Source organism: Martinezella sp. CNPSo 3890, assembly GCF_057784455.1.
The window spans coordinates 60,813-73,358 of record NZ_JBXSOR010000009.1; the positions used below are offsets into that span (position 1 = coordinate 60,813).

At 55.5% G+C, this 12,546-nt stretch carries 15 protein-coding genes and 1 pseudogene; 12 read left to right on the top strand and 4 right to left on the bottom strand.

The annotated features are described in order from the left end of the window. Positions 1–484: 484 nt before the first annotated feature. Complete coding sequence (locus AC13RC_RS20595) at positions 485–925, bottom strand: response regulator (RefSeq protein WP_488558293.1); 441 nt, start codon at positions 923–925, stop codon at positions 485–487. A gap of 469 nt (positions 926–1,394) precedes the next feature. On the opposite strand from AC13RC_RS20595, the gene AC13RC_RS20600 reads away from it, so the two are divergent. From AC13RC_RS20600 to AC13RC_RS20610, 3 genes and pseudogenes are all read left to right on the top strand, one after another. Next, positions 1,395–1,604: a cold-shock protein gene (locus AC13RC_RS20600; RefSeq protein ID WP_025662430.1), complete on the top strand. Its 210-nt coding sequence runs from the start codon at positions 1,395–1,397 to the stop codon at positions 1,602–1,604. 287 nt (positions 1,605–1,891) lie between these two features. Beyond that, complete coding sequence (locus tag AC13RC_RS20605) at positions 1,892–2,167, top strand: hypothetical protein (protein ID WP_488558345.1); 276 nt, start codon at positions 1,892–1,894, stop codon at positions 2,165–2,167. Positions 2,168–2,602: 435 nt separating this feature from the next. Next, positions 2,603–2,896: pseudogene (locus AC13RC_RS20610) on the top strand (YkgJ family cysteine cluster protein); the annotation flags it as partial. Positions 2,897–3,616: 720 nt separating this feature from the next. Here the strand turns inward: AC13RC_RS20610 and AC13RC_RS20615 are convergent. Next, entirely contained in the window at positions 3,617–3,754 is a 138-nt protein-coding gene (locus AC13RC_RS20615; protein ID WP_183813510.1) for a hypothetical protein, read from the bottom strand. A 1,769-nt stretch (positions 3,755–5,523) separates the two neighbouring features. On the opposite strand from AC13RC_RS20615, the gene AC13RC_RS20620 reads away from it, so the two are divergent. Then, complete coding sequence (locus AC13RC_RS20620) at positions 5,524–6,618, top strand: sensor histidine kinase (RefSeq protein WP_488558346.1); 1,095 nt, start codon at positions 5,524–5,526, stop codon at positions 6,616–6,618. Positions 6,619–6,721: 103 nt separating this feature from the next. Here the strand turns inward: AC13RC_RS20620 and AC13RC_RS20625 are convergent, their stop codons facing one another. After that, positions 6,722–7,732: a sensor histidine kinase gene (locus AC13RC_RS20625; protein ID WP_488558294.1), complete on the bottom strand. Its 1,011-nt coding sequence runs from the start codon at positions 7,730–7,732 to the stop codon at positions 6,722–6,724. Between the two features lie 348 nt (positions 7,733–8,080). Between AC13RC_RS20625 and AC13RC_RS20630 the strand changes: the two genes are divergently transcribed. Both AC13RC_RS20630 and AC13RC_RS20635 read left to right on the top strand, forming a co-directional pair. Then, a complete protein-coding gene (locus AC13RC_RS20630) occupies positions 8,081–8,473 on the top strand; it encodes a response regulator (RefSeq protein WP_113352249.1) in 393 nt (130 codons plus the stop codon). 460 nt (positions 8,474–8,933) lie between these two features. Then, positions 8,934–9,215, top strand: a complete 282-nt coding sequence (locus AC13RC_RS20635; protein WP_488558347.1) for a DUF982 domain-containing protein — start codon at positions 8,934–8,936, stop codon at positions 9,213–9,215. Positions 9,216–9,278: 63 nt separating this feature from the next. Here the strand turns inward: AC13RC_RS20635 and AC13RC_RS20640 are convergent, their stop codons facing one another. Next, positions 9,279–9,476 carry a hypothetical protein gene (locus AC13RC_RS20640; protein ID WP_162748807.1) on the bottom strand — a complete coding sequence of 66 codons (198 nt, stop codon included), beginning with the start codon at positions 9,474–9,476 and terminating at the stop codon, positions 9,279–9,281. A gap of 434 nt (positions 9,477–9,910) precedes the next feature. On the opposite strand from AC13RC_RS20640, the gene AC13RC_RS20645 reads away from it, so the two are divergent. From AC13RC_RS20645 to AC13RC_RS20670, 6 genes are all read left to right on the top strand, one after another. Beyond that, positions 9,911–10,120: a cold-shock protein gene (locus AC13RC_RS20645; protein ID WP_113352246.1), complete on the top strand. Its 210-nt coding sequence runs from the start codon at positions 9,911–9,913 to the stop codon at positions 10,118–10,120. Between the two features lie 104 nt (positions 10,121–10,224). Further along, positions 10,225–10,512, top strand: a complete 288-nt coding sequence (locus tag AC13RC_RS20650) for a cold-shock protein (RefSeq protein WP_488558295.1) — start codon at positions 10,225–10,227, stop codon at positions 10,510–10,512. Positions 10,513–10,526: 14 nt separating this feature from the next. Further along, the gene (gene rpsU, locus AC13RC_RS20655) at positions 10,527–10,769 is read left to right on the top strand and encodes a 30S ribosomal protein S21 (protein WP_113352244.1); all 243 of its coding nucleotides are present in this window, start codon (positions 10,527–10,529) and stop codon (positions 10,767–10,769) included. A 35-nt stretch (positions 10,770–10,804) separates the two neighbouring features. Further along, positions 10,805–11,011 carry a hypothetical protein gene (locus AC13RC_RS20660; RefSeq protein ID WP_113352243.1) on the top strand — a complete coding sequence of 69 codons (207 nt, stop codon included), beginning with the start codon at positions 10,805–10,807 and terminating at the stop codon, positions 11,009–11,011. 383 nt (positions 11,012–11,394) lie between these two features. Next, a complete protein-coding gene (locus tag AC13RC_RS20665; RefSeq protein ID WP_488558296.1) occupies positions 11,395–11,769 on the top strand; it encodes a response regulator in 375 nt (124 codons plus the stop codon). Positions 11,770–11,873: 104 nt separating this feature from the next. Next, positions 11,874–12,329, top strand: a complete 456-nt coding sequence (locus AC13RC_RS20670; protein WP_488558297.1) for a hypothetical protein — start codon at positions 11,874–11,876, stop codon at positions 12,327–12,329. Positions 12,330–12,546 lie beyond the last annotated feature (217 nt).

A 12,546-nucleotide genomic window follows, 5' to 3' on the forward strand; every position in this document is an offset into this window, starting at 1 on the left:
GACATCACCGCATGTGATCGGTCGAAAGACCGTTTGGGTTTTCTCGCTGATCGGACACTTGAATTTATGTGGACGACTGGCCATCGTCACGACCAAAGGTGTAGCGTGGAAAAGCCAACGCTCAGTATGGCAGCCGTAATAGCTAACAAGACGCTGGTTTGCACGAGCGCGGATAGCGACCGCCGCAACACGGTCGAAAAAAGAACATCAGTCATTTTAGCTCCTTTATTATAATTATTTTCTAAGGAAATTCCACAATAGCACGTTTCTTGAAATATTATCATAATATTTTTATTTATTTAATTTAGCGACAGCTTGCTGATCTGGCGGCATTCTTTGCGAGAGTTCCAAAGAGTTTCCATCGGCGTACCGAGGGTTCCGGTCCGAAACTTGACGCTTCAGGATCGCCGTTATGATCGGCGGCACCTAGTCCTCGCTTCGAAGCTCCTGATTGTTCTCAACCGCGATCCTTGATGCTAGCAACCTATGGGCCGACCGCGCTCATGGCGGCCTCGTTAAGAAGCGTGGTCAGTGCTGTGACGAGCTGAGCATGGACAAAAGGCTTTTGAAGAAGAACGCTGCCGGGAACGCCCTGGGCTGCCCAGTTCTTGGAGCTGTCGCCAGTCATATATATCACCGGCATGAGGGGCTGCAATTCCCGAGCCCGCCGAGCCAAATCCCAACCGTCTGTCTCTCCTGGCATCTTTATATCGGTTATCAAGGCGCGAAAGCGAGCCGAGTCCTGCTCCAAAGCGAGAATAGCCTCGTCCGCGTTCGATAGGGCGAGATTCTCAAAGCCGGCATCCCTCACGACATCTTCGAGATCCGCTTTTATAAGGAATTCATCCTCAGCGATAAGAACAAGCAGCTCGCGCCCGTCTCCGCTGATGATTTTCTGGGATTTCTTGGGGGAATCATCGACCATGAGCCAGTCCCGCATTATGCAGGCGGGAGCTCTTAGCCCCCAGCCGCCAGCGCCCACGGATTTGTCTGCTGGCGATGTGAAGAACATAGCGCGTCGCCATCATATGTCCACCCGCGCGTCTTCACAGGTCGTGAGGAATGGGACAGGGCTAGCAAGCAGCGAGCTGTTCTATTAAATCTTACGCCATTAACTCGTTGATGATCGGTGCGGCGAGCGATCGTCTGGTACCGAGTGGCTTGACATGGTCGGATACAACCGACAGGGGTAATGTGCATCTACCAAAAACTAAACGTTGACCGTGCACCCTTAACTCCGTATAGATGCGATATCGATCTTTTGCTTGCCGAGCTTTGTCTACCGCACGATTGGCACCGTGCTCTAAACGAACTTCTCTTTCAAAAATAGTCGGTTTTTACCTGCGTGGCATCCGCTCCGCAGTTCCTCGCTCTATGCTTTGAAAGGGTTCATCATGACCACTGGCACAGTAAAATGGTTCAATTCCACCAAGGGCTTCGGCTTCATTCAACCTGACAATGGCGGTGCTGACGCCTTCGTTCACATCTCGGCAGTCGAGCGCGCCGGGATGCGCGAACTCGTCGAAGGCCAGAAGATCGGCTTCGAGCTCGAGCGCGACATGAAGTCGGGCAAGATGTCGGCCACCAATCTGCAGGCTGCTTAATTGATATCTGCTTCCCTTTGACCACGGATGTACTGGCATTGCCGGAAGCACGCGATCATTTGAGGCCAGGCAGTTCGCCTGGCCTTTATCATTTAGGCCCATTGCCGACATAGAGGATCTTAATGACAGAGACGTACAGTAAATCTCGCCAGCAGGCGGAGATCGCCTTCGGTAATGTCCAGACAGAGTTCTTTGCCAGGAACAACGCGATGGAGGAGCTCCAGTCGGCAGCGCACGCACGCAATGCCAAGACTTTGCGCTTCGAGACTCATGCTTTAGGAGCGACCGTGACCACTGATACAAAAGAGCTGCAGGCGATCAACACGGCCTGGCAAATCGCGATCCAGGAGATTCTGCGGATGGTCATCCGTGACATGTACCGCACCGAAGGTGAAGCAGCGTTCAACACGCACATCAAACGCATCGAAGAAGCGGCCGTCGACAGCATCTATACGGATCTAAGGCTCCGCGGCACCGACGAATGGACGGAAGTGCTGGTCAAGGAACGAGCCAGTAACTTCGTGACGGCCCTTCTGACCTCCTTCACCTACGACCGGGCTTGATGAGGCGGCGCTAAATGGCTTCGGCTTTTTGATATTCGAGGAGAAAAAAATTATATCGACAGACCAAGAGAGATCGCTTCTAAGTTCCAAAGAAAAAGTCGAGGCCAACTCACGAGCCATTTTAGCATCCCTGACGCCGTCTCAGGTGCAAGCCCTGAAGCTCGCAAGAAATGGCGACCTGCATTCTGCGGATGGCAGGTCTTGGACTCATCTTAACGCCGCCGTCACCTACACAAGGTCGGATCGATTTGAAGAGCGTCCGAACAAAGTAAAGTCGGCCACGGCAACAACCGTTGAGCGGCTTACGAAACTTGACCTGCTCAGGGTTCTCGATGGAATGGATGGGGAAGCACATCCGCCACGCACGATCACGATGGCGGGAAAGCTCTGGCTTCTCAAGCACAAGTGACCCAGATAAATTCGCCCTACGAACTGATGGCAAGCGTACCATCTACCGCTGAGATCGACTGTCAGACCTGCGGAGCATGCTGCTCTTTTTCATCCGAATGGCCAAGGTTCACGACGGAAGCCGACGATGACCTGGCTTTGATACCCCATCACTATGTCGAAGCTGATCTGCGCGGCATGCGTTGCGAGGATTCGCGATGTTCGGCACTGTCGGGGGAGGTCGGGATCAACACTTCCTGTCTCGTGTACGAGGTGCGGCCAGACGTTTGTCGCGCTTGTGTTCCAGGTGACGAAGCATGCACGATAGCGCGCGCCAAATTCCGTTTCTCGCGTATGGTGGAAGACCCCCTGGTGCCCGTATGCGCGGCGGAACTGGCTCAAGCTCTCGTGGCCAACGCCAAGCGTGACAGTGGTGGTGTGCCTCATCGGAAAACAATGGGCTGCGGGCTCTCTAGGCCGTGGTAGCCGATCCGTTCAGAAGGCCTGACTTCATCAGCCGAAAAGCTAGGACGCTGCCTTTTTCATTTAATCCGCCGAGAAAGCGGATAATGTGGCGCGTCGTAAAGCGCCCGGATCTGATTGTGGTCGAAACGCGCCTCGTTTACTTCCAACGGAGGGCCTCGCTGCTGCGCGCCAGACATGTCATCGATCGCGAAGCGGAGCGCCTCGGCGGCCGTTTCGAAACGCCTATCACGAAGTCTGTTGTGTCCGCTATCGCTTTGCCCGCATATAGTACGGCTCCGTCCGTGGAGTCGAATCAGATCACATCGTTTTGCTCGGGGTTCGGTATGAGGGGTGACCTTCTGCCCGCGCGGTGTCGCGGATTTCGCGCTCGGTCTCTCGAAGCTCGCGCCTACGCCGCTGCATCCTCTTTCGAAGCTTCAGGAGCTTTTCGGCATTTGATCCTGCTTCGGCGCAGGGCGCGCGAAAGAGCTGTTCCGCGGATTGTCTAGGGGTATGATTTGTCATCCGTTCCTCGAATAATGAGTGCGATAGCGTGCCCGCTCGTGGTGGTATCGGCGTGGTGGCGCGCCGGCCTTGCTACTTCTTGTTCAGATTTCCCGGGTTGCCGCTTGCGAGCTTAACCTGGGCGCCAGATGGGGCTGGTGCCGCCACTGGTGTTTTGTCTTTCTTGGGCTTGCGGATCTCTCGGTTGCTGCGCATTTGGCCTTTGGCCATGGGTTTCTCCTTGGACTCCCGGTAAGTGTCGGCGCTGTTTGACTGCTCAGATTTGGTTCGGCTTTTCTTGTGACGCCGCCCTGCTACCGCGGGAGGACGTACTGCCCCGGTGGGCCGTCGGCGCGTGGGTTTCCCCAATGGTGCCGAAATCGGGAAATACCGTCATAGGCGCTAAAGGTAGGCTGTGCTGTATGCATCGGTCAACGGCAGTTTCCAGGAGCGCGCAAGGATGCGCGTACTCACGATATCCGGACGTACTCGTTCGAATCAGGTTTCGTGAAACGCATACCGAATATTCGTTGGAAGACATCGCATCCTCCTTTTTTTGGTAAGGCCGCCATTGAGACGGCGATTCCTAGGACACAGCTATCGACGTCCGCGACGCGCCTGTCTCGCCGTTTGGGCAGGCTCTGGTCATTTCCCGACTATTGCAAACGGAACTTCCCGCATGCAAGACCGCTGGGCTTGATATAAGCGCGATCAAAAACCGAGATCGATTATTTGAGAGGAGATCCAACGGGAGCACAGGGCTCTGGAACGACATCACAAGCAATGGTCGATATCCTGTATATACGCTCAATTTTTGATTTTACAATGGATACTGCGGAAATTGACGGCGCGCACCAAAGCCATGCGCTGTTCCCAGACCAGAAATGGTCGCCGCTCGGAAGGAATTGTCATTCCAAAGGTCGCTTAATGTAGCGCTCCTGTGCCTCGATTAAAGAAGGCTCGATTTGCGCTATAAGCTCACGCGCTTCACCAGGCGATGGTCTTCTCCTCAAGGGATGGTCGCGGTCGACACGGCGGCAGCTTTTCGGCAGCCGCCGTTTCCGAAAGATCATCTCGGCGAGAGCAGGCGGCAGCCCGCAAGCCCCGGCGCACGAAATAGCCTCAATCGACTGCGATCATGCTCCCCTCAGCATCGCTCTCAGCTCGATCGGAGGAAACAGCTATGCACGCTCAAGATCCTATCATTCCAGGGCCGCGACACACTCATAAGACAAGCGCGGAAGCGATAGGCCCCCCCGACTTAGCAACCTCCGATGAGGCATCCAGACAAGCTTACGAGCATGGAGGGGAGGCTGGCATGCGAGATACGCACGATGAAGAAAATCCATACCCAGAGGGGTGTGTGCTCGCGAGAGCTTTTGAGCACGGCTATCTCGATGGTCAAAAGGCGCGTCGATAGCGACGATTTATAAAACCAGCATCGCAAGTGCCTGATCTGAACGATCGCGCCTTCATCCCCATCGTTTAGATGAGACTTTGAACGGATAGCCTTGCGGGCAGGTACTGTTATCTTGGCTATCTTTCGGGGCGCCATGGAGGCTGCTTACGAGCCAAATGTTCCGTGATGAGCCAGAGACCAGTCGATTTGGGGGTGAGAATAAGAATAGTCCGAAATCGATGGGATGGAAGGCTCCCGGTCCGCCGGTGCTAGAATGGCATCGGCTAGGATGGACAAACCTGCGGCGTTCGAATGTGAGCTGAACCAGAAAACTCCCGAGCGTTCGTGTAGGTCCTTCAGGAGGCATTCAGCCCTGAATCCTGGCTTACGGTTGAAAAGATCACGCCAGGACATATCTTCAAAAGAGAATCGTACACCGTCGAGGCATTAAACCGACGGCATTTATTTTCGATTCATCGTACAGCGCGGTGGTTACGGCGCTGTCTTGGTTTTCCAAGTCCAACCTGCTTCCATTCCGAGCCGGTCGGCGCGCGGCACGCGGCTTTCAAAGTAAGGCCACTGCCGACGGAGGAGCGTGAATATGGAACGAGAGACAAATGCACCTGCGGGTTCGCCCTTCACCACCGACGAACGGAAGAAGGTGTCGTCGGTTTTGGCGATCAACAGCACGTTCGCTAAGCACCCCGGGATTTCAGCCCTTTCCGCCGAAGCTTGGCTCGCCGCAATTGTTGAAAATTCCGACGATGCAATCGTAAGCAAGACGATCAATGGAGTTATCACGAGTTGGAACAGAAGCGCCGAACGCCTTTTCGGATTTTCCGCCGCGGAGGCGGTGGGACGACACATCAGTATCATCATTCCAGATGACCGCCTGCATGAAGAAGACACTATCATAGATCACATTCGCAACGGCAGACGGATCGAACATTTCGAGACGGTGAGACAGCATAAGAACGGAACGTTGCTGGATATTTCGCTCACAATTTCGCCCGTCCGGGACAAGGAGGGCGTAATTGTCGGCGCTTCGAAGATCGCGCGCGATATTTCGGAGCGAAAGCGCATGGCGGAACGACAGCGGCTGATGCTGCGGGAGATGCATCATCGCATCAAAAATCTATTCGCCATCGTCAGTGCGTTGATTTCCGTCAGCGAACGGTCCGCCGAAACGGCAGGTTCATCTCTCGCCGACGATTTGCGCGCGCGGGTCGCGGCATTGGCCGCCGCTCAGAACTTTGTGTTGAGAGAATCCGAAGGTGGCTCTGGCGAGGATGCTTCAACAAGTCTTCTTGGTCTCATTGACGCGATCTTGTCGGCTCATCAGGACAAGGAGGGCGCTCGAATCGTTGTGAAAGGACAAGACGTTCGCGTGAACAACGCGATGCTCACGTCGTTTGCCCTGCTTCTGCACGAATTCGCTACGAACGCGATCAAATATGGTTCACTTTCGGTAAACCGGGGGCGCGTCGAAATCGAGGTTACTTGCAACGATAGCATCGTGCTGACGTGGACAGAAGTCGGTGGACCGCCCCCGCGCGTTTCCGAAGGCTCGGCGGGCTTCGGATCGGAGCTTGAGCGCATGACAATCGCGTCATTGAAGGGATGGATCCATCGAGAATGGCGTTCCGATGGGCTGCGCATCGTTGTTGAAATTCCTGATCGCCCTTCGAACGGTTAGCTGCAAATGCTGCCTGGCCGGAGTTTGGCAACGATAACCCGGCGTGAGTAGGAGCTGGGAAACCATCTTAAGAGCGGTCGGATCGTATTCCGCGACTCGGTCCTCAACCAAGCGACTGTAGCGGCATCCTCAAGCTAATGCGCAAGCCGTCCGACATCCAGTCTCGGGTGATCGAACCCTTGAGCGCTTTCAGTGCGACATTTTCCAATTGTGAGCCGAAACCGATCGTTCCGCTCGGCCCCTGAAGAGGGGGGCCGCCGGTTTCCGCCCAATACAAATCGAGGCCATCTTCGTCCCGAACCTCGACATTGACCTGGCCTTCCGGTGACGATAGCGCGCCGTACTTTATCGAATTCGTGACCAGTTCGTGAAGAACCAACGCGATCGATGTGAGCGCAACAGCCCCGACGGCAATGTCATTGCCCTTGACGATGATGCGCCCGCTCTCGGAGTCCTGGTGGGCCGCGAAAATGGCTTGAATGAGGGCAAAGAGGCTCGCCGAACCGCCGGATGGCGCCACACCGCCGTTGCCCAAAACGAGATTGTGGGCGGCGGACAGTGCTCTGATGCGCGCGCGCAGGTCATCGGCAAGCTCGCCAGCGTTCGTGGTTGTTCGTTCGCTCAAGGATACGAGCGAATGCACAATAGCGAAGAGGTTCTTCACCCTGTGGTTCATCTCGCGCAAAAGAAGATCTTGCCTCTCAATCAACCGCTTCCGCTCCGATATGTCCCTCACGATCTTGGAGGCGCCGACAATTACACCATCCTTGTCCCGGACGGGTGAAATCGTCAGCGAAATCTCAACAAGCGTCCCATCTTTGCGGCGCCTCACCGTCTCATAATGCTCAATCCGCTTGCCGGCCCGAATCGAGGCGATGATGGCCGCTTCCTCGTCCAGTCGATCGGGTGGCACGATAATGGTGATGGGAAGTCCGATTGCGTCGGCGGCGAGGAAACCGAACAACCGCTCGGCGCTCTTATTCCAACTCGTGATGACGCCGTCGACGGATTTGCTGATGATGGCGTCTTCGGAGCTTTCGACGATAGCGGCAAGCCAAGCGTCAGCCGATAGGGGCAGGGCGTGCGAATGAGCATCTTTGCGTTCCTGTGACAATTGCTTCTCCTGTCTCTTGCGCTGTCGCAGATTGCGAGAATCAATTCGCCTTTCCGTTCTCTCCGATGGACCGCCTTTCAACTCCTTGGATCGATCGGAGCAACCGCAGCAGTTTTTCCACTGTATAATGAATACTAGGCCGAGAAGTTTCAATGTTGATGATGTCTCTGGCGGCCGCGCCGGTGGAGTCTCCGGCTGGCGTGGCGATGATCCATTTTGAATGCGCAACCCAATAGCGTAGCACCCGGAACTTTTCTATTGATGAGATGTTGTTACGCCCAAAAGCGCCGTCACCTGCCGGACCAATGATGTCCGGCAAGCCGCACAACGAGCCTCGCTGGGACCTCCATGCAAATTCTAGTGGTTGAAGATGAAGCCCTGATCGCCCTTGATATGGAATACGTCCTGCGCTCGTCAGGCTATGACGTCGCAGGGCCGGTCGACAATCGCGAGGATGCGTCCCGGATGGGAGCCAACGTCGATATCGCCCTTGTCGATGTTCATCTCAGCGATGGTAAGACAGGTCCGTTACTAGCAGCAGATCTTGCTCAGGTGCACGGTGTCACGGTTATATTCGCAACAGCCAATCCGGAAATCGTCGCCGCCGATCCTCACGCCATCGGGGTGCTTGTGAAGCCTGTCTTTGCTTCCGATCTCCTTAACACCATAGAGTATGCCGTCGCCCTTCGCAACGGTGTGCCCGCCGCTGCGCCCGCCTGTCTGATACGGCATCGGCCATAGCCTTCTTGTCGCCGACCTCCGGCGAGGTCGACGCTTAGCCAGCCTAGGAACAAGCCGAAACATAGCCTGCCTGCCGGCTTAACCTGAGGAGAAAAGGTGATGCGCAATCAAATTCTCATGCCTCCAGCTGGCCTCAGCTTGACGCCCGCGAGACCGTATTCGCATCGGGCGGGGAGTAACAGGATTTTCGGATTTGGAAGCCTCCGCAGAGGTAGTCAGAAAGACTTGTGAGCGCGGAGACGACGCAGGCATGCGCTACATGGAGGATGAAGAGAACCCATATCCGGAAGGAAGCACACTCACCAAGGTCTTCGAGCATGGTTATCTTCATGGTCAAAAGGCGCGGCGACAGGACATGCTCGCCAGCTTGAACGGTCGGACCTTGAGACGTCAGAGAATTCCTTGAGATTCTTCGTCATGATTCATGGTATTCACGAGCGCCGCAGAGATTTTCTCCGCGATGCCGAGGAGGAAGCCGGTGGGCGCCGTCATCAATGTGGGATTTTCACTTATTTGGGAGACGCCAGTCCTCATTCACAGGGATGGCTTTTGTACCAGGGCCATAAACGGTCCAAGAGAGGCGCTGCGGTATCTGCAGAATGAGTTTGAGCGACATTCGGGCCCACGTTATTGGAACGCGGTATATTCCTGCCAGACCGCCCTTCGCTATCGCTCCGCTCCTGAAATTGCTCGCGAGTCTTTTATCTCCGCCTGTGACAATGCCAGGATCGATGCTAGCTAGGCCGGCTCCGTATGCGGCTTTCATTTAGATGCCGCGAAAGGTGTGCCGAAATGATGAGCGATCTTACGTCCGACCGCTGATAATGCGGCGCGCCGCATCTTTTTCGTTGAGAATAGCACAGAAGATGCGCGCCTCCTTCTCCGGCAACTTGTCGAGCTCCCAAGTCGTGGGCTTGGCCGTTTTGCCGGTAAACACATCATAGACGGTCCAGGAGAAGTCCGGCTCCTGGCGGAGGGCATATCGTTTGGTCGTTCGTGCCATCGCATCTTCGTGAAGGATGGCAACGGCCGAATTGGTCTTCGCGTTCATCGATCACGGCGACAATACCATGTCGAAGTGGAAAAGTCCGCGGCCCTGAGATTGAGCCAAATAAACCGCATTGAAGCGGTTGCCCCCTGCTACTTTCTTGATGGTGGCTAGAAGCCGCGCTTGGTCCTGACTTGTCATCATGGTGAAACTGTGGGAATGGCCTGTGCAGGCGCCTCCATCTGCGGAAATCATTTGCCTGCTTCCTGATTATTATTTTCCGCCATGACTTGTCATATCGGAAATAGAGCCTATGTTAGCCCTATCGACCATTGCTTGTGACGTCGCTCAAGAGCCTCGTGCTCTTCCTCGGATTCCCTCTCAACTAATCGATCTCATCCCGCAAGGTATCGCGGGAACAACAACGATTGCTTCGAAAGGAAATCGTTATGAACACTGGCACCGTTAAGTGGTTCAATTCCGCAAAAGGCTTCGGTTTTATTCAACCCGATAATGGCAGCACGGATGTTTTCGTGCATATTTCCGCCGTTGAACGCGCTGGAATGAACTCCCTCAATGATGGTCAGAAGATCCGCTACGACATCGTGCAGGACCGAAAGTCCGGCAAGAGCTCGGCCGACAATCTTCAGGCTGCTTGACATTGTCATTCTCTCTTGCTGACCACGGATGTACTGGCGGCGAATCTGAATGATGCTGAGAGGTCGGGGTAACGCCCGGCCTTTTATTTTTCCTGGAGAGGGACATGCAAAACCGGCAGTACCGGGTCGGCGACACCATCCTGTTGAAACGCGGTGTTCTTGGACCTTCAGGGCCATCGGGGCGCGGTCGAATTGTCTGCCGTCTGCCCGACTCCCAGGGCAGCGTGCAGTATCGCGTACGGTTGGATTCCGAGAATTTCGAACGGCGGATCCTTCAAATGGACATTGATGTCGCCGCATCGCCACCCTCGCTGCTGGAGAAGAGTTCCCCGCGAGAAGGAAAGCCGTCCAACTGGCTCAATTCACACGCGATTCGTATCAAGAAAAGCTAATCGAAGGAGCAATCTTGCTAGTAGATGTAAGGGACAACAACGTCGATCAGGCGCTTCGCGTTTTGAAGAAGAAGATGCAGCGCGAGGGCCTGTTTCGGGAAATGAAAGCGCGCCGCGCCTATGAAAAGCCGTCAGAAAAACGCGCCCGCGAGAAATCCGAGGCGATCCGCCGGAGCCGCAAGCTCGCCCGCAAGCAGGCCCAGCGCGAGGGGCTGCTTTCCGTCCGCAAGAAGAAAGCGGTCGCAAGTTCACGCTAACCGATTCTTTTCGCCGTCCCTCGTTAGGAGATGTCATGACCGTGACAAAAGAGAAGTTTTTCAAGCTGGCAAGGGTTTCGCCTCAGGATAAGATATCCGCGACCGATTTAGCGGCGAGGGAAATTACCGCTGCTGAAACCGCCAACCGCGAGAAAAAGACGGAAAAACTCCGTGCGCTCCGCCTGGCCCAGCCTGTCGTGGAACCCGTCAAGCAGTCGAAAAAGCGGCAAAAATTAGCTTAAACCTGCTTCCGCCGCTTCATTCAGACTCATGGGAACTGCGTACATGATCGCGCCGTGGCCCCACCGCTCCCCTTGGCGCGTGAGCCTATCGTGCCGCTCGGCATGATGTTCCACGAGCTGGCAACGAATGCGTTGACATACGGCGCGTTATCCGTTCCAGTCGACGCGTTGCATGTCGAATGATCGCTTGAGGAAGAGGCTGGGGCCGCTCGGATTTCTCATGCCTGTGGCGTGAAACGGGTGGCCCTGAGGTCGTGCCGCCAAAGCGGAGAGGATACGGCACCGGATCAATCGAAGGGATCTGTCGGCATCTCGGCGGAACGGTGGAACTTAACTTCAATCCAAAGGTTTGGCAGCCACTATCAAGCTCCCTGGAGATTCTAATGAGCGAACCTGAACGATGCGAGGTCGCGCACAGGATCGTTCTTGTGGTCGAGGACGAGTTCTTCATCGCGATGGAGCTGGAAAGCGTGCTGACCGGAGGGGGATTTGACGTTTTGGGTCCGGCGAGCTCGGTTGGGAAAGCCCTCGATCTGCTGAAGGGGCAGCGTCCGGATGCCGCCGTGCTGGACGTCACTCTCAATGGCGAGAAGGTCACGCCTGTCGCTCTCCTTTTAAGGTCCTGGGGCGTGCCGTTCGTCCTCGCCAGCGCGAGCGATGCGGCCGAACTTGCCCGGCATGATGTTTTCGCCAAGGTGCCCAATCTGGGGAAACCCACCGACATGAAACGCCTTGTCGAGGTTGTTCGGTCGCTTTGAGGTTCCGCTGGAGGATCGATAATCGCCGCCTTGTGCGGACGGTGGGATTGCCGCCGGGTGGAACCGACGACAGCGCGGGAAGTTTCCCCTTGAAGGAGACTGCCATGACTGAGAAAAAGAAGATCGTTGAAGTGAAGGTGAGGACCGACGAGGGCGAAGCGGTGCCGATGGGCATCATGAACGCCCGCCAAGCGACCAAACTTTCGGAGGGTCTTGATGTCGTGGTCTCCCCCTCGGATGGCGAGGCAGGTGCCGGCGATCATGAAGAGCTGAAACCTGTGGTCAGTCATGGCGCTGCGAATCCTGTGTTTCCGTCACCAACCGCCAACACAGAGGCTGACCGCGCCAAGGAAGCGCGGACCGTCGTGCGCGATGCTTTGGACAGTCTGGTTGCATCGGCGAATGAAGCGGGCTGGAGCACGCGCGAAATCGTTGTCGCGATCCTCGAGGCAGGAAGGTTCCTCGAAAAAGCAAATGCCGCCGATCCAGATCCCGCCGAAGATCCGGCCATCAGCGATATCACACGCGAGCAGATTGGTCACGGGGAGCAATATGACTAGAGGATCGGCTAACGCTCGCCTGTGCGATTCTGGATCAACTCTTGATAGAGTAGTTTGAACATCCGCGGCTGACAATCACTCGCGATACTTTACTTCGTTTGCGCAACGAAATGAAAGCTTCAGCCGCGTCGAAGCTCAGCGTCTCGGAAATATAGGGGAAGCGACGCATAGCGAAGTTATTAGGAGGCACGTTCATTGGTAACGACAATGATTTGGC

What these genes read in the sequence shown, in the direction of transcription:
- AC13RC_RS20595 (WP_488558293.1), bottom strand. Translation starts at nt 925, where the DNA reads ATGGTCGATGATTCCCCCAAGAAATCCCAGAAAATCATCAGCGGAGAC.
- AC13RC_RS20600 (WP_025662430.1), top strand. Translation starts at nt 1,395, where the DNA reads ATGACCACTGGCACAGTAAAATGGTTCAATTCCACCAAGGGCTTCGGC.
- AC13RC_RS20615 (WP_183813510.1), bottom strand. Translation starts at nt 3,754, where the DNA reads ATGGCCAAAGGCCAAATGCGCAGCAACCGAGAGATCCGCAAGCCCAAG.
- AC13RC_RS20620 (WP_488558346.1), top strand. Translation starts at nt 5,524, where the DNA reads ATGGAACGAGAGACAAATGCACCTGCGGGTTCGCCCTTCACCACCGAC.
- AC13RC_RS20630 (WP_113352249.1), top strand. Translation starts at nt 8,081, where the DNA reads ATGCAAATTCTAGTGGTTGAAGATGAAGCCCTGATCGCCCTTGATATG.
- AC13RC_RS20635 (WP_488558347.1), top strand. Translation starts at nt 8,934, where the DNA reads ATGCCGAGGAGGAAGCCGGTGGGCGCCGTCATCAATGTGGGATTTTCA.
- AC13RC_RS20640 (WP_162748807.1), bottom strand. Translation starts at nt 9,476, where the DNA reads ATGGCACGAACGACCAAACGATATGCCCTCCGCCAGGAGCCGGACTTC.
- AC13RC_RS20645 (WP_113352246.1), top strand. Translation starts at nt 9,911, where the DNA reads ATGAACACTGGCACCGTTAAGTGGTTCAATTCCGCAAAAGGCTTCGGT.
- AC13RC_RS20650 (WP_488558295.1), top strand. Translation starts at nt 10,225, where the DNA reads ATGCAAAACCGGCAGTACCGGGTCGGCGACACCATCCTGTTGAAACGC.
- AC13RC_RS20660 (WP_113352243.1), top strand. Translation starts at nt 10,805, where the DNA reads ATGACCGTGACAAAAGAGAAGTTTTTCAAGCTGGCAAGGGTTTCGCCT.
- AC13RC_RS20665 (WP_488558296.1), top strand. Translation starts at nt 11,395, where the DNA reads ATGAGCGAACCTGAACGATGCGAGGTCGCGCACAGGATCGTTCTTGTG.
- AC13RC_RS20670 (WP_488558297.1), top strand. Translation starts at nt 11,874, where the DNA reads ATGACTGAGAAAAAGAAGATCGTTGAAGTGAAGGTGAGGACCGACGAG.